Raw genomic sequence first — 21,609 nt, forward strand, 5'->3', positions numbered from 1 at the left:
TGCTCGGGCGAGCTCCTCGTGGTTACGTTCTGAGTTGCTCCAGCCGCCGACGTAATCGAAAGGTCCACTATGGCCGACACCCTGCCCAACCCCGCCAGTGGCGATACCACCCGCTTTGAAGTCGCCCCCGACGGAATCCTGATTCCCGTTCCCGCGGAGGCACCGGCGGGTAAGCCCATTCGCGACGACGCACAGATCACGGTGAGTCCGCTGCGGGCGAGCGCCTACTACGTCGAGGTCTACAACGGACCGCCGGATCCGCCAAGCGAGATCGGAGACGTCCTCGGCGATGTGCTCAGCGAAGGCGCAACAGAGGCGATCGAGCGAGCCTTCGTCACCGGCGCCGAGAGCTTCGCACTGGCCTTCCTCGAGAAGACACTGTTCGTCGCCGGGATTCTCGCTGACGTCCTCACGACGTCACCTTTGCTGAGCGAACATTACTTTCGCGGCACCATGGATGACGGCACACAGGTCACCTACGTGGTCCTCACACCCAGAGATTGAGGAGGCGCCATGCCGGCCTGCCACCGCAACACTGGTCGGATCCTCGTGGTTCGATCGTCGAAGATCGAGACCCGTCGATCATCTGGACGGATCGCCACTGTGCTTGGTGTAATGAGAACCGTCACGGCGTCAGGGGGCCATCGCGCCGGTGTCGGAAGGGCGGGGCGAATGGGCCGGATCCTTTGTATTCGCAAAGTAATCGAGTAGAAGGCAATTGCCTTGCCTACTGCCACTCCCGAAACTCTCGTCGACGTGGTTCGTGCGATCCTCGTCCAGGCGCAGCAACATGCGGCCGGCGAGGTCGAGCACATCCTCGACCAGATCGAAGGTGACGCCGAGGCCGGCTGGGCCGCGTTGAAGAAGCTCGTCGACGACAGGCCGGACTGGTCGACCTTGCTACTCCTGATCCTGACCAAGATCCGTGACCTCGACAAGGATCGCATCGCCGTCGGCACCATGTCGCATCCCACGTGGAAACGGTTGCTCACGTTGACCTACCACGTGGACGGTGATGTGGACGCGTCGGTGATGCTGGGCCTGGCACTGACCGAGCCAGACGCCGCCCACGGCATCCTGCTCAAGTTCAACGGCAGAGTCGATCTGGATCTGGTCGATGACGGTGGCTTCCACGTCAAGCTCTCGTCCGATGGTGACGAAGCGAGCTGGGAAGTCCCCTTCGGAGCGGCCATCGCAATGCCGAAGCAGCGGGCGGTCGTCGACCTCACCGCCAGCTGGGCACCTGACCTCCACCTCGGCGACATCTTCTCGCTGGGTCCGCTGCGTCTGCACGCTCACGTCGACACCAGGACACCGGGGTACCGGACGACATTGAGTCTCGGCGAAAAGGGCCGTGAGGGCGTAGAAGCGCATCTGAAGACCAAGGACAAGTTGGGATTCCTGGGCAAGATCGTCGACATCGCTCCAATGGATGCCGTCTATTCGCCCAACGTCATGCTCGCTTCAGGTCAGTCGCCGTCCTTCTCGCTGACTCTTCGCGACGACGAGACGAAAGAGGTTTGAGATGGGCGACTCGTCGATCAGTGTCGGTCTCGAGATCCTCCCACGTGACATCGCCGGGAACACCCCCACGGTCGAACTGGTGGTCACCGGATCGACTCGCCTGGAGATCTCCGGACTCCGCTTGGCGGTCGATCAGGTTGGCGCCGGGATTCCCGTCGTTCTGGATCCAGCCGGCGGCTGGCACCTGAGACTGGGCGAACTGCAGATCTACCCGCCCGCCGGCGCCATGGCCAGTATCGAACTACCAGCGTTCTCCGGCGGCGGCTACCTAGAGCACCTGGATCCCGACGTATGGCGCGGCGCGGTGACGGCCCGCGTCGGACCGGTCGCGGTCAACGGCCTCCTCATCATCTCCGGGGGCGATGACGGGTTCTCGCTGTTGGTTCTGCTGGCGGGAGAGTTCACTCCACCGATCCAGCTGTCGTTCGGCTTCACGCTGGTCGGCGTCGGCGGCATGGTCGGCATCAATCGGGGACCGAATGTGAAGGCCCTGACAGCGGCCGCCGGCAGCGGCGACCTGTCGCGGCTGCTCTTCCCGCAGGACGCCGTCGTCGACGCGCCGCGGCTGCTTCCGGTCCTCGACAACTGCTTTCCTGCTTCCCCCGGCGACTTCATCGTCGGACCCATGCTCAAGCTCGGCTGGGGCACACCGACTTTCGTGTCGGCGACGATCGGTGTGCTGATGTCCTCCACCGCGGTCGTCGTGGTCGGCCGCGCGGCGATCACCTTACCGTTCGAGCAGGCAGCGTTGATCCGTCTGGAAGGCCTGCTGCTGGGGATCATCACGCCGTCGTTGGTGATTCTGCAAGCGACACTGGCTAATTCGCACATAGTCGGCATCCCGATCGACGGTGAGATCCGATTCCTGAGCCGCAGCGGACCCGGTGCCGTGGTGGCGTTCTCCGCCGGCGGCTTCCACCCGGACTTCACTCCACCGGAGCACATGACGGGGATGAAGCGGATCGGCACCGAAATCTCCCCTGGCCCGATTCTGCGGGCCCGCCTCGGCGTCTATTTGGCGGTGACGACCAACACGGTGCAGTTCGGTGCCGAGGCAGAACTGGTCGTCGGTTTCGACGAATTCAACATCAACGGGCACTTCAAATTCGACGCGCTGTTCGTCTTCGACCCGTTCGCATTCCAGGCCGACATCAGCGCACGCGTGGCGATCGAGGTCGCCGGCTTCGACGTGGGCTCGGTTGGCATGCGCGGTCACCTCTCCGGGCCCGCTCCGTACCGGATCAGCGGGCACGCCGAAGTGTCACTGGGGCTCGACGACATCGATGTGGACCTGCCGACGCTGACGTGGGGCGCGTCCAGTGCCCGGCCCCTGCCGCCGGCCCGCGATCCGGTCGGAGTGCTCGCCGATCAGATCTGGACCGTTGCCAACTGGGCCCCCGGCGATCCGCCGACCCTGCTGTCGCGGCTGCATCCCCGGCTAGGCGCAGATGTCATCGCCGTGCACCCGATGGGGCAGGTGAGTTTCCGGCAACACGCCGTCCCGATGAACATCCCGCTGCAGCGCATGGACGGGGTACCGCTCGCGGAGCCGGTGACGGTCGGCATCACCGCCAAAGATGTCCTACCTAATCAACTGCATTGGCAAACAGTGGAATTCGTACCATCCCAGTTCTTCACCTACGACCGACAGAAGGCGCTGTCTTCGGCCGGATTCGTCGACTGCGCGGGCGGCTTCGACTACAAGCCGGAGGCTGCGGTGGTCGCCGCCGACGCCCAGCCCCGTGAGCCGACACCGGAAGTCAGTGTGCTCGGCGACGGCCAACCATTCTGGCGCCTGATCACCGCGACCCTGCCCGAGGACGTCTTCCGACTGCGTCGCGATCTGGTGCCGAAAGAGTTGCCGCCCAAAGTCCTGCTGCGCGAACCGGGTCTGGCAGCCATCGCGTCGGTCCACGATCTCGCTGATCACACCGCCGACGTGACTGCGGTCGCAGGCATCGCCGGCCTGCCCGGTCACATCGGGATGGCCGCCGGGCTGCTCGACCAACTCGAGGTGGGAGGCCTGGCGGTGTCGAATTTGCAGTCCGTTCCGGCGTGGGAGCTGAGCTGACATGACTGACGACACTCTGCAGTTCATCTCGTGGTCGCGGCGCGGTGTCGGCGCCGGGACCACCGCCGAAGTCGACGGGATTCGGCGTAGCGTCAGCTTGCCTCTCCAGGTCACCGCCGCTGGTCGCCAGGTCGACGCGCCGTCCGCTCCGATCCGGCTGCTGGGGCCGGCCGACATCGAACCACTCGGGGCGGACTTCGGAATCGTTCGGCGCAGCCCTCGGCCCGACGGTCAACCGGTCGAGCCCAACTTGGTGGCTTGCATCGAATTCGACCACCCCGACGTGCCGTGGCTGTTCACCCCGGAGGCGGTCGCCGACGGCAAGCTGAGGCCGTGGGTGATGCTCGTGGTGGCGAAGATGTCCCGTGAGCGCGAGCGGGAAGCGTTACGGCAAAGCAAGACAACGCCGTACCAGGTGCTCAGCGTGAACGGCGACGAGCTTCCCGACCCGGACAACGCCTGGGCATTCGCCCATGTTCAGGCCGTCGCCGCCACTCCCGCTGAGGGTGCGGCCGCGACGCGGGACGACCCGTACTCGCCCGCGGTGCGCTCCCGGCTGCTGTGCCCCACCCGCCTCGACGAGTGCAGTCGGTACTTCGCAGCGGTGGTTCCGGTCTACGAGGCTGCCCGCCGGCTGGGGGTGGGTGAGGGGGAAGCGCACGGCGGATCTCCGATCTGGCAACGCGACGACAACCCGCGGCTGCCGGTCTACGACGGCTGGTTCTTCGAGACCGGCCCGAGAGGGGACTTCGAACAGCTCGCGCGGCGGCTGTCCCCGCTCACCGGAAAGCAGACCGACGAACTCGGGATCGGCGTCCGCCAGGTCGCTTTCGAGACTCGCGCCGCACTGATGCAGAGGCAGGACGACGGCGAATCCGAGATCTACCACGACGTGCTGGCGGTGCCGACCGCCATCACTCGTATCGCCGACCCCGGTCCGTTCGAGCCGCCGAGCGCGACGAACGACCCGGCGCCCGAGGTCGACGCCCTGCACTTCCGCCTGAAGCAGCTCGTCGATATCGTCGCCGGCGCCCAGCCCGTGGACCCGATCGTCGGACCGCCGCTGTACGGGCAATGGCACGCGTGCACGGACTCGATCGACGAACATCCCGAGAACGGGACGCTCGCGCCGGCCCCAGCGGACAACCGCCAGACCTGGGTGGAGCAGCTCAACGCCAACCCGTTCCTGCGGATCGCCGCCGGCCTGGGTACCCGGCTGATCCAGCACGACCAGGAAGAGTACGTCGCCGAGGCGTGGCGACAATTGGCCGATATCGCCGCCGCGAACCGTAGAACCCGCTGGGCAACAATGCTTTCGGCGTCGACAGCGGTGATCCAGAACAAGCTGAAGTTGGCCCCGCCCGCAGTGGCGCTCCAGACCATGTCCTCGGCGGTCACACGGCTGCGCGCCACCGACGGCCTGGAGACCGTGTTCGCAGAGCTGCAGAAGACCACGCTGCCGGTGGAGGCCATCAGTGCCGCGCTGACCCGGACCAGTCGGTTCGCGGTACGGATCGGGCGATTCGCCGAGCAGCCTCCGGCGACGTCGGTGGTGGTGTCGGCCGTCGCCGAGGCAATGGCCGTCAGCGCCAAGGAACTGCTGCCCGCCCGATTCACCGTTGCGCGCGGTGTGGATTCGGCGAAGGTCGGCGATCTGCTTCACCAATCGGGTCTGGCCGACGCAGTCCTGCAGACACCGGCCGTGGACATCGCGACCCGGTTGGAGCGCATCGCCGACGTGCCGAGAGCGATGCAGGTGGTCGCAACGAAAATCCGCGACGAACCCGGCCTTCAGGGGCCGCAGGTCGGAGTTGAGCTCAGTGACAAACTGCGCGACGTCATCGTCAAGGTCAAGCCGGCCGCCTTCGAGAAATTCGATGCCGCACGGATCGAGGCAGTCAAAGTCCATGTAGCCAGAATCCAGGCCGCGAAAATCGAAGCCGCCAGGATCGAAGCCGCCGAAGTCGAAGCGGCGAAGGTGGACGCCGCCAAGATCGACGTGGCCAAAGTCAAGTTCGACGCCGGGAAGTTCGACGCCGGGAAGTTCGACGTTGCCAAGGTGCTCATCGAGAAGGACGCGGTCGGCGAAAAGGCTTTTGACAAGAATGCCGCGCTGAAGAAGGTGGAGCTGAACCCGTTCGACGCAAAGGTGCAAAACCTGAAAGGCGCCGGCGCGTTCGTCCCGGATGCCCCGGTCGATGCCGGGTTTGCGGCGGCCGCCGAGATCCGAGCCGAGGATGTCCACGTGGCCGTCCCAGCGGTAGAGGACGTCGCCGCCGAGCAGATGGTGCTGCCCGCACACATCTTCGCCGCGCTCGAGGAGGTGGCCACCGCCGAACCGGAAGCCGGCGCAGAGGCGATCGACTTCGCGAAGATCCGGATCGTTGACGCCGCTGAGGGTTTCACGCTTGGCACGCAGCTGCTGGGCGCGCCCGGATCGGTCGTGTCCGCGACCGACGGCGGACGCCGCGCTCTGACCGCCGCAGCGGCGCAGGGAATCAAAGAACTGATGCTCGCCGACATCGGTGACCGACTGCCGTCGGTGGACGCCCAGTTGGGTGCGCTCAACGCCGCCGATTCGGCGCTCGTCGAGGCCGAGGTGGCCACGCTGGCGGCCCATCACGTTCCCCTCGGACGCGGCCCGCTGATACCGGACACGATCACGAAGTTCTCCTTCGACATCGCCGCCAAAATGGTCGAGGAGCTGAGCCCGGTCCGTAACTACGCGAAGTTGTTGAAGTTCGCCAACGTCTTTGCGCCCGGTGCCGTGTCGCGACGTGACGCGTCCGTCGATTACCCCGACGAACTGTTTCCGGCGATGGCCGCTCCGCTCATCCAGACGCCGTTGGCGACGCGCCTGGAGAAGATGGAGCCCGACTGGCTGCTCGGCGGATTGTCCAAGCTTCCGAATAACTCGATCTGCCTGATGGAGATCAACCGTCAGTTCGTCGAGGCACTGCTGGTTGGCGCCAACCACGAATTCGGCCGGGAACTGCTGTGGCGCGGCCACCCGACCGATCTGCGCGGGACCTCCTTCCCCAGGTTCTGGGACGGCCCCGACGCGGTCAGTATCAAGCCGATCTCGAACTGGACCGGTGACCTGGGCACGCACTCCGCGGGCGACATCGACATCGACCTGGTGGTGGTCGTGATCAAGGGCGACCTACTGCGCCGATACCCGAACACGCTCATCAGTGCCGAGAAGGGCGTCACCTCCCCGCTGCGAGAGCCGACCGATTTCACCTCCGACGGTCAGGTCGCCAAGGAGTGGTTCCGCGGATTCATCGGCAGCGACGTGACGTACAGCGTGCTGGGCATCTCGCACGAACGCCTACAGGAGACGGATGGCGACGACGATCGGCACTGCTGGTACATCTCCCTGCTGGAGCCCTACGACGAACTGCGGTTCGGCCTCGACGAGGGTGACTCGACACCGAACGCCTCGACGGACGGGGTCGACAAGCGCTATGACGTGACCGACACCTGGACCTGGCAGGGCACCCACCCCGGTGGTCCGTTGCCGCAGCCACTGCACTTGACCCCCGCCGACCTGCAGTGCCACAACAGCAGCGCGATCGCCGGGGCCAGCCTGCTGCAGCGGCCCTTCCGGTTGTTGTTGCGCGCCAAGACGTATGTGCCCAAGGAGGACGACTGATGCCCGACGCACAGGCACCCCCCGAGGCGCTGTGGTCCGACCTCGACTCCTCGGTTCCGATCGCGCTCCTGCCGGTGCGCCTGGAAACACGCTACGGCACCAGGTCGGCGACTGGGCCCGACGGCACCCCCGTCGTGCTGCCGGTCCTGCGCGTCCGCATCTATCCCGACGACATCTCGATCAGTACCTCGGGTACCGGGGTCACCCCGGCGGAACGTGCCGGGGCGAAAACGTTCTGGGACAACCAGAACCCCGAACCCCTCGATCAGCAGGAAAGGGACCGCGAAACGGCCGTCCCCGGCACGGTGGAGCACCGGCGCAGAAGCGCCTGGGAGGTGCTGGTCCGCACCGTCGGCGCGGGCCGGGCGGGTTATGTCGCACGATCCTGCAAACCGGGGGCGCCGCCGGTCGCTGATCTGGAGGAAACACCCCGAATGGCGCGCCTGCTCCCGGACAGCTGGGTGATCGTCGGCAGGTTGAACGGCCAGCAGGTATTCGCCACGCATGTCCCCCGTCCGTCGCAGGACCTTCCCGTCAGTCGTCTGGTCACCGACCTCAGCGCGGAGGATCCCCTACTTGTCACAGGAGACAGCACAGTCCGGTGGCTGACGGACTTCGACAGCGCCGTGGGCGTGGGCATGGCCGCCGTGATCGATCTGGCCACCGTCGAGGACATCGCCAACGGCGTACTGCCGGCGGTCGTCACGAAGGGGCTCGACTCGCTGGTCGTCATCGGCGTCTCCGGGGCCGCCGCGCCCCCGCAGCAGGCCGACGCGCTGACCGCGCTGCTGACCTCCCACGCTGACGACGACCAAGCCGCCTTCGTCGCGCCCGGCACGCCGACCAACAACCTGACCGGTCAGCCGTCGGGCTGGACCTCGGACGGCGACATCTTCGCCGGCTATGCGCGCGTCGTGGGAGACCCGCCGTTGACACCGGCGGCCACCGAGGTGCCCGCGCTGCGGGGCGGGGCCACCGACGGCGAGATCTTCGAGGCCGCTCTCGGCCTACCTGCCGGTGTCACGGCCGGCCTGGACGGGTCCGGCGCGACGGAGCAGCGCAACGCCCGCAACATGTCGACGGCACTGTTCCCGGTGACCATCGGCGAGGTGATCGGAACACTCAACCGGCCGGCTGCCGAACGATACGACGAGGCAACGGCGTTGGCGGTGATGTCCTCGGTCGTCCCGTTCGCCCGCGAGCACTGCGCGTCGTTCGTCCGCGGCCGCGGCCCGCTGCCGGTACTGCGCATCGGCCGCCAGCCCTACGGAATTCTGCCGATCACGTCCTGGAAGCGATGGCTGCCACTGCCCTCGGAACCTGCACACCTGGACCGGCTCGGCCAGATCCTGCGCGTGCTGCGGCCCTGCTGGGAGCAGGCGGCCAAGCACGTCAGCGCGCTCACCGCGGACACCGCCAACTCGGCAATGCTGGGCAGAATCATGATGCACGGGCCGGTACCGCACCCCGGCGCCTACCGGATCCGGGGTGCCAGCGGGCTGGCACGCAGCTTTCTGAACACGATCGCCTCGGTCGATGCGGTGGGCGCCGACGCCGACCCGCCGTCGAAGTTCGCAGCGGCCGTCGTTGGGCAGGACTGGGCGGTCCGCGACATCCAGATCGCCATGTACCGGGACCTGCTCGCCGTGACCATGGGGGATCTGCTGCGCTACGGCCAGTTACAGCACATGCGCCTCGACGACGACGCCGACCCGCTGACCGCGCCGGTGGCGTCCACCAACACCAAACGTGTGGGCTGGGAGACGCCGATGAAGTACCTGGGCCGGCTGGCCAAGGCCCATCCCGCCGACGAGAACCGACCGCGCGACCTGTTGTTCGTCCTCGTCGAACACGCGCTGGCGCGCGCCGGCGAGCTCGACATCCAGGCGTTCATCGGCAAGTTCGACATCACGAGGTTCAACACCATCATGGCGGTCGTACCCGAGGTTGCGGCCAGCACTCTGTCCGCGGGTACCGATGTCCGCCTGGCCTACGACGCCAAGATCGTCGACCTGGCCGGTGTCGGGGGTTTCGCGAACAATCCCGCCGTCGCGGACATCAGCGTCGCCCAACTCATCACGACGCAGGATCCGGAGCTGCGCAAGATCCGCTTCGATATGTTCGAGATCGGCACCGGCCAGGTGCCCGGGCTCGACGGGACCCGCCAGGCGGTTCTCGATCTCAGCGCGGCTAATCTGACAGACGCGGACTACACGCGGTTGACCGGTGAGACGCTGGCGTGTGCCGCCAACCGCCTCGATGCCTGGGTGACATCGATTGCCGCCCAGCGGTTGTCGACTATGCGTGACAGCAACCCCACCGGTGTTCACATCGGTAGCTGGGGTCTGCTCGTCGACGTGCGCCCGTGGCCGGCAGCGCCGATCCCCGATATCGCGGCGATCTCGCCGGCCTGGCCGAACATTCCGGTCGACGAGGTGCCGGTCGGCTGGGCGGAAGCGTTGGCGGCGCAGGGCGTCGAGGTGCCCGCGGTCGTCAAACCGGATCGCCAAGTCGGGTACGTGCACGCGCCGTCGCTCACCCACGCCGTCACCGCAGGCATCCTCCGGGCCGCGGAACTCGCCCACCGGGGTGACGGATCATCGCTGGCCTCCATCGATTTGACGTCGTCCCGGGTGCGCGCCGCCCAGGAGATCATCCAGTCGATGTCCAACGGCCAGCCGTTCGGCGCGCTGCTGGGCTACCGCTTGGAACGCGCGCTGGGCCATGCGCACCCGGACGCGATCACCGCGCTGCGCAAGGCCTATCCGCAGCGGCGCGCGACCGGTGCCTTCGGCAAAGAGGCCGCCGGTGACGACGCCATGGTACCCGCGGAGGTCGTCGACGGTTACGAGGTGTTCCAGCACAGCCAAACCGCCGCTAGGATCGCACAACTGGAGGGCGACAGCGACTTTCAGGACGCGATGGATGAGCTGAAGTTCATCGTCGACGCCGTCGCCGACGTGGTGGTGGCCGAGGGTGTGCACACCATCTCCTCGGGGCGGCACGCGGCCGCGGGAGCATTGTTCAAGGCGACCGCAGAGGCGCTACAGCCGCCCGAGCTCAGCGTCGGCACCGAGCCGCGCAACGGCACGACCATCACCAACAAGGTAGTCATCGGTGTCGCGCCCGGCGACGGCGGTGCCGCCGGATGGACTCGCGGCCGGCGGGCCGCCCTGGCTCCGGCGGCCGAACGGTGGGCACAGTCGATCCTCGGACCCGCGGCGCAGTGGGTCATCGAGGGGGAGGCCGGCGCGACGGTCGGGCTGGACACCCTCGGGGTCAGCGCGCTGGACGTGCTCGAGGAAAGCTACACCGACCACGGCGGTGTCCGAGTGTTCGACGCACGCCTGGGCTTCACACCGACCGGCGAGGCCTACGAAGCATTGGTCGCGCTGGCCGGCTCCGCCCGTGCGGTGCTGGCCAACAGCCGCCCACTGGTGCCGGCGGACGTGAACAATCCCGAGACGGCGCAGACGAAGTCCGCCGAACCAGTGCACGTCAGCCCCGTCGCGCCGCCGAGCGCCGCTCACCTCGCGGAACTCCGCGAGAACGTCGTGCAGGCGCTGACGGACCTCGGCGACGCGGTCACCGCGGTTGTCACCGCCGCATCTTTGGACGGAATACACCCGGACGACCCGGCCGAGGCCGGGCTCTTCACCACATTTGCCGAGTTCGGGCTGCCGGGCAGCCGGCCAGCCGCCGCACCGACCGTCGCCGACGCGGTAACCGCGGCCGGGGCGGCCGGAGTGGTGATCCGCGACGTCGACACCATCCTCGACCGCGGCCTGCAAGCTGTCCCCGCTGAGCGCCGCCCGGCGGACCCTGACCGTGCCCAGAACGTGAATGCCATTGCCGGCTCGGGTGATTTCTCGACGCTGGTCGAGGTGGTCCGCCGCATCGGTGGTGACGCGGTGGTGCCCACCATCGCAGTCCACAGTCAGCTCGGTCAGGCCCACATCGATACGCCGCGCGCCGGCGACGCCGAGCGTTGGCTCACCGGGATGAGCAGGGTACGGCGGGCGATCGCCGGCTTCGACGATCTGCGCCTGTTCGTCGAGGCCCACGGAACGGCGCCCGACCCGCTGACCGTCTACCAGTTCCCGCTGCCGCAACCCGGCGACGGCGAGGATGTGGACTACTGGCTCGGGGGACCCGCACCCGCCGTCGACGATGCGCAGCAGAACGCGTGGCGAAAGCACAAACGGCTCAAGCAACCGCACACTCACATCGTCGCGGCGGGAGACCCGGCGGTGATGCACGCGGAGACGGTTCGCGGGTTCGTCGTCGACGAGTCGGTGGAAACGATTCCGTTCGACACCGCCACCACCGGTGCCGCACTGCATTACGACGCGCCCAACGCGCGCGCACCCCAATCGATCCTGCTGGCGGTGCACCCGGACCCGGCGACACCGTGGGATTGGCGCCTTTTGGTCGAGATCGCCGAGGAAGCGCTGGCGTTGGCCAAGATCCGCAGTGTGGAGTTGGACGATCTGGCCGGCACCGCTATCGACGAGTACTTCCCGCTGACCTATGTCCGCGACGACGAGGATCCGAACACCACCGCGCTCGAGGAGCTCACCAAGCAACCGATCTGGCTCGGCGCGCTGCTCAACGCCAACCGCATGGTGTTGAAAGGATAAGTGATGGCACTTCTTCCGATCTGGTCGCGCGTGGAGCCGCACGCGTTCACCAGCGATATCGACTCCGGCCTGGCTGCCGAGATCGCCGATCCGCTGTGGATGGTGCTGCGGCAGTGGCAGTTAGGAGAGCTGCATGGTGATGACTCCGGCTCTCCGGCGGCGGTCGACATCTCGGTGAGCCACACCCCGTTCACGCGATATCGGCTGGGCTCCGCAGGCGAGGCCAAGCCTCTGGACGGTGTGGCGGGACCCATCGAGGCAGTCGTCGAGCGTGAGCCGGAGATCCGGCTGGGCGGCTGGACGCCGTGGTCGGTCGCGGTCCGCGCGGGCCGCCGGCTCAGCCGCATCCTGACCGAGGACGGATTACCCGGCGTCGCCGCACGGTTCGCCGACGATGAGCGCACCCGGTTCAACGCCAGCCGCATCGACAAAGAGCCCCCGCCGGAGGAGCCGGCGCACGCGAAGGCCCGGCCCGCGGTGCAGGGCGTCGACGATCACCGCTACCGGGCGCTGCTCACCGGCCGTGGCAAGATGATCGACGGGGTGGCAGTCCTGGAGACGGTCGCGGCGGGGCCCGTCGACCTCGAGATCGTCGGCGACGCCGATCCCGACGCTGTCGCAGCCGCGATCCAGCGGTGGTCGGAGGAGATACACGCCGAATGGGGGGTGACCACCGAAACCCCGCAATCAGCGGCGTGGGATCCGGAGCGGATGGAATACGGCTTTTCGCTTGCCGCCCCGCCGCTTTCCGGCGGGGATGGTGAGATCGTGCTGCGGGCGGCCGAATACGACGGCACCGGGGTGCGCTGGGACACGGTGGATCTCGACGCTGCTTCGGAGCCGCACGGTGCGGCCGGGGACGCAGGCGCCGAGACGCGGGTGCGGTCGCTGCTGCCCAGTGCCCTGCGCTACGCGGGCATGCCCGCTGACAGGTTCTGGGAATTCGAGGACGCCGCGGTGGCGCTGGGTCGGGTGCGCAGCGGCCCGACGGATCTGGTGAAAATGGTCGCCGTTGACTTCGCGATCGTCTACAGCCCGGACTGGCATCTGGTGCCGGTCGAGGTACCCGTCGGGAGTGTGGCACGGGTCGACTGGATGGTGGTGCGGGACACGTTCGGGGTGGCGACGCTGGTCGGGTCCACCGCCACGCAAGCGGCCGACGGTGCCGGCCGGCTGTTCCAGCCCGCGAATCTCAGCGGCGAGGGCGACAATCCCGTGCTGGTGGTGCTGCCGTCGGCGCTGGGGGCCCAGACCTCCGATCCGCTGGAAGACATTGCGCTGCAACGCGATGAGATGGCCAACTTGGCGTGGTCCATCGAGAAGCTGGTGCTGGGTCCGTCGGGACGTCCGGTGTCACGCGAGTGGTTCCCGACCGACTTCGATCTTCCCGCGGCGACCTCTGAGGAGCCGTCCGAGCTGGTGTGGCGGCTGGCTACCAGGGTGGCCAATCCGTGGACACCTCTGGTCGCGGTGCTCGACGAGCCCGGGATCCTGCGCAGAGCACGGATCTTGGACACCGAGACGACCGAGCTGCGCAGCGCGCAGAGCCTCCTGCTCTCCGGTGAGCACGATGTCAGGGACGAGGAGGTCACCCGCGTGGGCCTGCAGTTGCGGATGGTGCAACAGCGAGCGCGCACCTCCGATGGAGCCACCACGGTGTGGCGGAGCCGGGAAAAGCGGCCATGGAAGGGTGAGGCTTCGTCTGGTCTGCGATTCGATGCGACCACCCCGACGGCGGGCTGACTTCCCTGCGATCAGGCGACCAATGCCGGCACCTTGAATACGGACTCTGCTGTGTGCGGTGTGTGCTCGTCATATTCGAATTTCACGTGTGCGAGCAGGTAGGTGACGTCCGCGGAAATGGTTGTCGTGAAGGTGATCTGCTCGGTGACTCCGGGCTCGACGAAAATGTAGTTCCAGGGTACGAGGTCCGTCTTGAGAATCCTTTCGAATTGGACCCGCGCGGTCCCCTTGATGAACGTGAAGGGCTCGTCCTTAATCACCCTGGCAGTCAGGGTGACCGGTTGGATCGTTTGCCGAACGTTCCCAGCGTTTCGAGCTGTCACGACGAAGGTGACGAGGATCCGGTCAGCCCGTAGTCCGTGGAATTGGCAGCCTATTCGCAGTTCGATGTGAGGATCGTTGATGCGGTGCAGTACTTCCCGCTCGACTCGCCGCCGGTCCTCTTGCTCCTCGAGCGCCTCTTTGGCGCGCTCGTCCTGCACCCTGAGGCTGCGGTTGATCAACAGACCGATTAGAGCCACGGCAACCGGAGTCGCGATGGCCACAATCAGTTTGACGATTTCCAGGCTGTTCCAGACATGCTGATCGCTCACTGTCGGCCTCCAGGTCAGCCGGCCCGCTCGGCCGCGATCTTCATCATCGCCTGCGGGATGCCCGCATGCACCTGCAGTCGCGCGGTCTGCGGGTTCGGGTCGAATGATGCCGCCCACGGCCCGCCCCATCGCTCCCGCGGGAGAGGAAAGATGTTCTGCGCCGCCTGCGCAGGAATGTTGTTGGCAGCGGATTGTTGCGCCTTCACGACGTGACCCGCGGGGCCGGTCAGTTGTTGGGATAGATTGCTGTAGCTGGAGAACCCGCCGTCGAAATCGATGACCCCTGCGAGGCGCGGGCCGAGGTTGGTGCGAGTCCGGAACTGATGGGAGTAAGTGATCCCGGAACTGAAACTCGACACAACCACGCTGCTGATGGTCAGGTGCGGTGCGCCGACGGACATGCCTGTTGCGAGGCGGCCGAGGATGCAGCCCAGATAGTTGGCCCACCGCTGAGGGAAGATGCCACAATCGGCGGCTGCGGCCTGAGTCATCAGGGGCATCACCAGGATTCGATCGCTGGCAGAGGCGCAGAACTGCGACCCGAAGCTGTCGGAAAGGTAGTGGAAGACGTCGCGGAAGGAGCCGAGCCCGTGGTACTCGCCGTCCGGGTGGCCTGCCTGTGCAGGTGTCGGGTGAAAGAAGATGTGCACCCGGTCATATCGCAATGCGCCTTCGGGAACCAGGACGCCGAACCAGCGCGGCACACTGTGCTCGTTGAGCTGGAAGTAGTGCATCGCGCCGGCTCCGGCGACCCCGGCCCACTCGAACACGAAATCGCTGACCAGCGAGGCCTCGACGGGCGCCCAGGTGGTGGAGTCCACTGTCGTCGCCAGTGCGCCGTCGACCAATTCGGTGATGCCCACTTCATCCGGGAAGAGGATCGCGTTGAGCCGGGCGATCGTGTTGCCGGCCGGGTCGACACGGCCGTCAGGAGCCTTCATCCCCTGAAAGACCTGAAACGCTCGGATCGCGTCGGTGAGCCCGTCGATACTCATTGGGACGCCGAAGATTCCCCCGTTGTCGGGGCCGACGGTGACCAGCGCGCCTCCGATGACGGCTACATCGAGTGGCGCGTTAGCAGCGTTCGCGCCCACACCGGCGCCGATGGCGATCCCCATGCGGGCTCCCCCCATTGTTCGAGTCTCGCATCGCGGCGTTCTCATCGTAACGCTCGGTCAGCGGGGTCAATCGAAAATTGAGCGGTAGTGCTCTGGCCGTTCTCGTTGGGACTGCAGCCTTGGCGAGGGGGGCGCCGTACTGCCACCTCTGCCAGCGTCAACAGCGCGCCATTGCTCATCGACGAGCCAACTGGCACTGCCCCGCTCGACTACCTCCAGCAGTCCTCGGCTTACCGAGGTGATGCTGCAGGTCGTCCTTGTTGAACCTCCACCGAAGCGACCGACGGCTTGGTCGCAGATCCCTGAATCGATGACGGGACGCGAGCCGTTCTCCGAGTCCGATCCGCAGTTCGCCCAGCAGGCACTGCAGGCGTTCCGCACATTCGGTTTCCAGCTCGCGACCGTCGCGACGGTCGCCACCCGGTCGATCGAGGAGTTCACTCACCAGATGCAGCCGGACACGAAGTTCCCCGCGCGTCTGCTGCCGGTCGATATTTCACACGGGCGTAATGCCACATGCTTGACCCCAACTATTTTATATTCTATACCTGAGCCAGTGCCGTCTTTCCCCGGGCTGCACCACCCCGACAGAGGAGACGTCTCGTGCACATTTCCAAGATGGTGACCATGGCCATCGCTGCCGCACTCGTCCTCGGCACCAGCGCCTGCTCGGAGGACGACGCGGCGAACAACGCCGTGACCAGCGACCTCGCGATCGACAAGACGACGTGCGAGTCGCTGGCGCAGAAGTACCCCGGGCTCAACGGCAAAAAGCTGACGGTCGGGATCTCTCCGGCGCCCGCGAACTACTCGACATCGGACCCGAAGAACCCGTCGAACGTCATCGGGATCGAACCCGACCTGCTGAACGCCGCGGGACAGTGCCTCGGCTTCAGCACCGCGTACTCCAAGCTGGACTTCGCCGGGCTCGTGCCGGCGCTGCAGTCCGGCCGCATCGATCTGGTGGCGGCCGGGATGTACTCCTCGGAAGAGCGCGTGAAGCAGGTCGACTTCGTGAACTACATGAAAGCCAGTGAGGCTTCCCTCGTCGCAGCCGGAAACCCGAAGGACATCAAGGCCCTCGGTGACATCTGCGGGGTGACCGCTGCGCTCGTCGTCGGCACCGTGGAGAACGCGATCTTCGACACGCAGAGCAAGGAGTGCGAGGCCGCAGGAAAGCCGGCGCTCAAGACGCTGAACTTCCCGAGTATCGACCGCGCCCAGAGCGCCTTGGCGCAAGGGGAGGCCGACATCGTGCTGACCGATGCGGGCGTCGCCGCCTATCTCGCCGAACGGAACCCCGACAAGCTGGCGGTCGGCTTCCAGCTGCCTACCGACTTCGACTTCGGGTTCGGGGTGAACAAGGAGGCGACCGAGTTGCGCGACGGGCTGAACGCGGCCCTCGGGCAGATGTACGCCGACGGCGGTCTGCAGAAGGCCATGAAGCGGTGGGGCTTCTCCGAGAGCCAGGAGCTGCAACCCGCCGTCGTCACCAGCTGATCGGAAGTCGACATGACGGAATTCCTGCACTACCTCGTCGATCCCTTCCTGTGGCGCGGCCTGGTGGTGGCCATCCAGATCACCGCCGTCTCCATGGTGCTGGCCCTGGTTCTCGGGTTGGTGCTGGCGCTGATGCGGGAGTCGCGCCATGCGGTGGTCCGGCTGCCCGCGGCGTTCTACACGTGGCTGATGCGTGGCACACCGCTGCTGCTGCAGTTGGTGTTCCTCTACACGGCATTGCCCAGCCTGGGATTCAGCCTCGGGCCCGTCGTCACCGCGATGATCGGGTTCACGATGAACGAGGCCGCCTTCTCCGGCGAGATCATCCGCGGCGGCATCAAGTCGGTGGGCAAATCCCAAGTGGTGGCGGCGAGTTCGCTCGGGATGGGACCGTTCCTCACGCTCCGGCGGGTGATCATGCCGCAGGCGCTGCGCGCCATCGTGCCCGCACTGGGCAACAACGCGATCTCGATGCTGAAGTTCACCTCGCTGGCCTCGGTCATCGCCGTCAACGAGCTCACGCTGCGGTCGCAGACCATCGTGGCGACCAACTTCGAGTTCTTCCCCGTGTTCCTGGCCGCCGGCGCGATGTACCTCGCCGCCACCACGGTCATGGGGTTCGGGCAGTCGGCGCTGGAACGCAAGTTCGCGCTCGACCGGCCCACCACCCCGCAGGCCGGGTTCTTCGCCCGCGCGGTCGGGCTCCCCCTGCGCCGCCCGAAGGGCGGCGCCGCCACCCCGGAGCCGGACACCGACGTCCTGCCACAGAGTGAAAAGACCTCTGAGACAACGGAAGCCAAAGGGACGACGGGTGTCGCCGATCTGATCGCCGCGCAGGCCACGGCGCCGTCGGACCAGGCTGACGACGCCCACTTCGTCTCCTGCCGCAACGTGGCCAAGGCCTACGAGGGACGCGAGATCCTCACCGGCGTCGACCTCGACGTCCGTCAGGGCGAGGTCGTCGTGCTGATGGGGCCCAGCGGGTCGGGCAAGAGCACCATGCTGCGTCTGATCAACCACCTCGAAGACGTCGACGAAGGCGAGGTGTTGGTCGACGGACGGCACGTCGGCTACGAGCTCAAGGACGGCACGCTGCGGCCGGTGAGCCGGCTGTCCCAGGCGCGGGCCGACGCCCGTATCGGCATGGTGTTCCAGCACTTCAACCTGTTCGACCATCTGACGGTGCTCGACAACATCTGCATCGCCCCGGTGCGCGTCTACGGCCGGGACCCGAAGGAGACGCGCGAGCTGGCCATGGCACTGCTGCGGGACGTGGGCCTCGAGCGGCACGCGCACCACCTGCCGCACCGCCTCTCGGGTGGGCAGCAGCAGCGGGTCGCGATCGCGCGCGCCCTGGCCATCCAGCCCAAGCTGATGCTCTTCGACGAGCCCACCTCAGCGCTGGACCCCGAGCTCGTCGGCGAAGTGCTGCAGGTGATCCGGCGTCTGGCCGAGGCCGGGATGACGATGCTCGTCGTCACGCACGAGGTGCGCTTCGCCCGTGAGGTCGCCGACCGCGTCGTGTTCATGGACGAGGGCAAGGTCGTCGAGCAGGGGTCGCCCGAGGACGTTCTCGACCGGCCCTCGCAACCCCGCACCCAGAGGTTCCTCAATCTCGTGGCCCAGACCGGCCGTGTCTGAGCCCGCCATGCCCGTCGGTCAGTCAGTCAGGAGCGCACCAATGTCCGTGGCCAGCCCGCCCCGCGTCGCGATCATCGGCGCCGGCTTCGCCGGCATCGTGACTGCCATCAAACTGCAGCGGACCGGGATCGACTACGTGATCTTCGAGCGTTCCGAGGGTGTCGGCGGAACCTGGTGGGAGAACCGCTATCCGGGCGCGGAGACCGACGCCGCGTCGCACCTGTACGCCTACTCGTTCGCGCCGTACGACTGGAGCCGCACGCACGTCCGCCGCGCCGAGATCCAGGAGTACCTCGAGCACGTCGCCGAGTCGTTCGGCGTCATGGACTCGATCCGGTTCAAGGAGACCGTGGACTCCGTGACGTGGGACGACGCGTCCTGCGAGTACGTCGTGCAGACGGCCGCGGGTGAGAGCGAGCGCTTCGGGTTCGTCGTGTCCGCCGTCGGCCTGTTCGCGTCACCGAAGTTCCCAGTGTGGCCCGGACTCGAGGACTTCAGCGGTGAGGTGGTGCACACCGCCGAGTGGGACGAGGCGCTCGACGTCACGGGCAAGAACGTTGCCGTGGTCGGCACCGGATCCAGTGCCGCGCAGGTGGTGCCGACGGTGGCGCCGCACGCCCGGTCGGTCACGGTCTATCAGCGACAGCCCGGATGGGTGCTGCCCAAGGGGGACCGCGACTTCTCCGCGTGGGAGAGGCGACTCTTCGCCTGGTCACTGACCCAGCGGCTCAACCGGATTCGCCTCTATGTCCGTCAGGAGCGCCGGGAGTGGCACGGCGCGGTGTTCCGGCCGGGAAGCAGGATGAACCGGCGCTGGGAGAACAAAGCCCGCGCCTACCTCGCCGAGGTCTTCGCCGATCGCCCCGACCTCGCCGAGGCCCTGACGCCCGACTACGCGTTCGCCGGGAAGCGCACCGTGGTCTCGAGCGACTTCTACCCCTCGCTGCTGCGCGAGGACGTACACCTCGTCCCCAAGGCGGTGGTCTCCTGCACGAACACCGGCATCATCGACAGCGACGGCGTGGAGCGCGAAGCCGACGTGCTGGTCCTCGCCACCGGCTACGTGGCGACGAGATTCCTTGCCTCACTGCAGGTTCGGGGCCGCAACGGCATCGACCTGAGCACGGTGTGGGGACCCGACCCCTACGCGCTGGCAGGCCTGATGGTTCCGGGCTTCCCGAACTTCTTCATCATGTACGGCCCCAACACCAACGGCGGGCTCACGGTGTCGAACTTCGAGCACGAGGCGGACTTCATCGTCACCCAGATCACACGTGTGCTGCGGAAAGGCAAGTCCCAGGTGGACGCACGTGGCAGCGTGGTGAGCGCGTACAACCGCTGGGTCCAGCATCGCATCAGCAGCACCGCCTGGGTCGACGGCAGCAACTACTTCGCGTCGTCCACCGGCCGGATCGTGACGCAGTGGCCGGAGGGTGCCGCGGTGTACGCCCTCGTGCTGCTGGCGCTGCGACGGCTCGGCACGAGAGTGTCCTGACGACGACGAAGGGCGGACCGGTGGCTGGTCAGGCGTCACGCATGTTCCTGCTGCAGTACGGCGCGGAACGGGTGCCCCGGTCGCTGTCGCTGCGTGACGGGCCAGCCGATCTGGGGTGGGAGCCGCTGTACGGGGTGCTGGTCGACACCGGCGACGGCTGGGTGCTGTTCGACACCGGCATGGGCCGCGAGGCCCTCGACGCCGACGAGACCCAGGACAGCTACCGGGCCGCGGCCGTGGATGCCGGCGCGGATCCGGACCGCCCCACCTGGTCGCTGCACCCCGCGCCGCCTGACCCGACCCGCTGGAACTGGGGTCTCGCCGGTGACCCCCTGGTCGAGGCACTGGCCACGGTCGGCCTCGCGGTCGGTGATCTGCGCCTGGCCGTGATCAGCCACCTGCATCTGGATCACTCCGGCGGTATCCCGCTGCTGGCCGAGGCCGGCGTGCCGGTCGCGATCCACCGCGCGGAGCTGGCGTTCGCGCGCAGCGGGCGGGCGACATTCGAGGAGGGCTTCCGCGCGCCCGACTGGTCCGATCCGCGCACCCGCTGGGAGGTCCTCGACGGCGACGCCGAGGTCGCACCCGGGGTCACGGTCGTGTCCACACCCGGGCACACGCCGGGCCACGTCTCCCTGCGCGTCGAGCTGCCCCAGACCGGCACGTGGATCTTCGCCGCGGACGCCGCCGATCTGGGACAGAACCTGCTCGACCGGGTGCCGTGCGGTTACTGCGCCGGCGGTGCGGTGGAGGACGAGGCCGCGGCGTCGTCGTCCCTGGAGCGGCTACTGGCCGACGCAGCCGACGCGGACGCCCGGCTGATCCCCGGTCACGACCAGCTGGTGTTCAACGCCGTCCGGCACCCGCCGTCCGGGCATCGCTGAGCGCGTCGTCACTCGTTGAACAGCAGGGCGGCGACCGCCTTGCCGGTGTCCTCGATGTGTTGATGGGCCACGCGGTCGGCGGCGTCGGCGTCCTGGGCGCGCACGTGCTCGAGCACCTCTTCGTGGACGTGCCGCCAGTCCTCGCCCAGCTCGTGCGCGACGGTGGAGAAGTAGAACCGCGCCCGCTTCTCCAGGGCCGCCGAGGTGGTGGCGAGCACCGAGTTCCTCGCCGCGGCGCGCAGCGCCGCGTAGAAGCCGGCCCCGGAGGCACGCTCGTCGCCGGCGTCCTTGCTCTCCTGGATACGGGCGGCGAGCAGTTCGAGATCGGCGTCGGTGCGGCGCAACGCGGCCCACCGGGCCACGAGTCCCTCGACCACGGCGCGGAACTCGAAGAGCTCACCGAGTTCCTCGGCCGTCCGCTCGCGCACATGGACGCCGTGCCGCGGTTTGATGTCGACCCACCCGGCTTCGTGCAGGGAGCGCAGCGCCTCGCGGACGGGGATCCGGCTCATGCCGAATTGCGCAGCCAGGACGTCGGCGTGGATGCGTTCCCCGGGCTTGAGCTCGCCCGCGATGATCGCTGTCTCGAGCGCGTCGTGGACGCGGGTGGTCAGCGTGGCGTTCGCCGGGAACGCGGGCACCGACGGCGAAGTAATGCTCACGGCCTTCCTGTCCTGTGGTCTCGGCCGGCTCGACACGTTGCTGAACGAGCCGGCGCACTGTTGATGAAGTATACGAACCCGCG

General features: G+C 67.4%; 13 protein-coding genes and 1 pseudogene. 11 read left to right on the forward strand and 3 right to left on the reverse strand.

All coding sequences use genetic code 11. The features are described 5' to 3' along the window. Positions 1-69: 69 nt before the first annotated feature. From MCHUDSM44219_RS04420 to MCHUDSM44219_RS04445, 6 genes are all read left to right on the forward strand, one after another. A complete protein-coding gene (locus MCHUDSM44219_RS04420) occupies positions 70-504 on the forward strand; it encodes a hypothetical protein (RefSeq protein WP_048417014.1) in 435 nt (144 codons plus the stop codon). 252 nt (positions 505-756) lie between these two features. Next, a complete protein-coding gene (locus tag MCHUDSM44219_RS04425) occupies positions 757-1,524 on the forward strand; it encodes a hypothetical protein (protein WP_048417015.1) in 768 nt (255 codons plus the stop codon). 1 nt (position 1,525) lies between these two features. After that, entirely contained in the window at positions 1,526-3,595 is a 2,070-nt protein-coding gene (locus MCHUDSM44219_RS04430; RefSeq protein ID WP_048417016.1) for a DUF6603 domain-containing protein, read from the forward strand. Position 3,596: 1 nt separating this feature from the next. Further along, positions 3,597-7,250: a hypothetical protein gene (locus MCHUDSM44219_RS04435; RefSeq protein ID WP_048417017.1), complete on the forward strand. Its 3,654-nt coding sequence runs from the start codon at positions 3,597-3,599 to the stop codon at positions 7,248-7,250. Continuing rightward, positions 7,250-11,890, forward strand: coding sequence for a hypothetical protein (locus MCHUDSM44219_RS04440; protein ID WP_048417018.1), 4,641 nt, complete (start codon positions 7,250-7,252; stop codon positions 11,888-11,890). The genes MCHUDSM44219_RS04435 and MCHUDSM44219_RS04440 overlap by 1 nt, the downstream gene beginning before the upstream one ends. A gap of 3 nt (positions 11,891-11,893) precedes the next feature. Then, the gene (locus MCHUDSM44219_RS04445) at positions 11,894-13,633 is read left to right on the forward strand and encodes a hypothetical protein (protein ID WP_131722277.1); all 1,740 of its coding nucleotides are present in this window, start codon (positions 11,894-11,896) and stop codon (positions 13,631-13,633) included. An 11-nt stretch (positions 13,634-13,644) separates the two neighbouring features. On the opposite strand, the gene MCHUDSM44219_RS04450 is transcribed toward MCHUDSM44219_RS04445, so the two are convergent. Together MCHUDSM44219_RS04450 and MCHUDSM44219_RS04455 are read right to left on the reverse strand one after the other, a co-directional pair. Further along, positions 13,645-14,226, reverse strand: coding sequence for a hypothetical protein (locus MCHUDSM44219_RS04450; RefSeq protein WP_048417020.1), 582 nt, complete (start codon positions 14,224-14,226; stop codon positions 13,645-13,647). 14 nt (positions 14,227-14,240) lie between these two features. After that, a complete protein-coding gene (locus tag MCHUDSM44219_RS04455) occupies positions 14,241-15,344 on the reverse strand; it encodes a peptidoglycan-binding domain-containing protein (RefSeq protein ID WP_048417021.1) in 1,104 nt (367 codons plus the stop codon). Between the two features lie 322 nt (positions 15,345-15,666). Between MCHUDSM44219_RS04455 and MCHUDSM44219_RS31670 the strand changes: the two are divergent. From MCHUDSM44219_RS31670 to MCHUDSM44219_RS29930, 5 genes and pseudogenes are all read left to right on the forward strand, one after another. Further along, positions 15,667-15,969, forward strand: a pseudogene (locus MCHUDSM44219_RS31670) (hypothetical protein); the annotation flags it as partial. A gap of 2 nt (positions 15,970-15,971) precedes the next feature. Beyond that, positions 15,972-16,844 carry an ABC transporter substrate-binding protein gene (locus MCHUDSM44219_RS28360; protein WP_157868748.1) on the forward strand — a complete coding sequence of 291 codons (873 nt, stop codon included), beginning with the start codon at positions 15,972-15,974 and terminating at the stop codon, positions 16,842-16,844. Between the two features lie 12 nt (positions 16,845-16,856). Continuing rightward, positions 16,857-18,485: an amino acid ABC transporter permease/ATP-binding protein gene (locus MCHUDSM44219_RS31580; protein WP_048417023.1), complete on the forward strand. Its 1,629-nt coding sequence runs from the start codon at positions 16,857-16,859 to the stop codon at positions 18,483-18,485. Positions 18,486-18,525: 40 nt separating this feature from the next. After that, positions 18,526-19,980 carry a flavin-containing monooxygenase gene (locus tag MCHUDSM44219_RS04475; protein ID WP_053081179.1) on the forward strand — a complete coding sequence of 485 codons (1,455 nt, stop codon included), beginning with the start codon at positions 18,526-18,528 and terminating at the stop codon, positions 19,978-19,980. 20 nt (positions 19,981-20,000) lie between these two features. Then, positions 20,001-20,864 (forward strand): N-acyl homoserine lactonase family protein, encoded by an 864-nt coding sequence (locus tag MCHUDSM44219_RS29930; RefSeq protein WP_157868749.1) that lies wholly within the window; start codon positions 20,001-20,003, stop codon positions 20,862-20,864. Positions 20,865-20,872: 8 nt separating this feature from the next. Here MCHUDSM44219_RS29930 and MCHUDSM44219_RS04485 read toward each other — a convergent pair whose 3' ends face one another. Beyond that, positions 20,873-21,526: a GntR family transcriptional regulator gene (locus MCHUDSM44219_RS04485; RefSeq protein ID WP_048417024.1), complete on the reverse strand. Its 654-nt coding sequence runs from the start codon at positions 21,524-21,526 to the stop codon at positions 20,873-20,875. Positions 21,527-21,609 lie beyond the last annotated feature (83 nt).

This window comes from Mycolicibacterium chubuense, from assembly GCF_001044255.1.
GTDB classification, from domain to species: Bacteria; Actinomycetota; Actinomycetes; order Mycobacteriales; family Mycobacteriaceae; genus Mycobacterium; species Mycobacterium chubuense.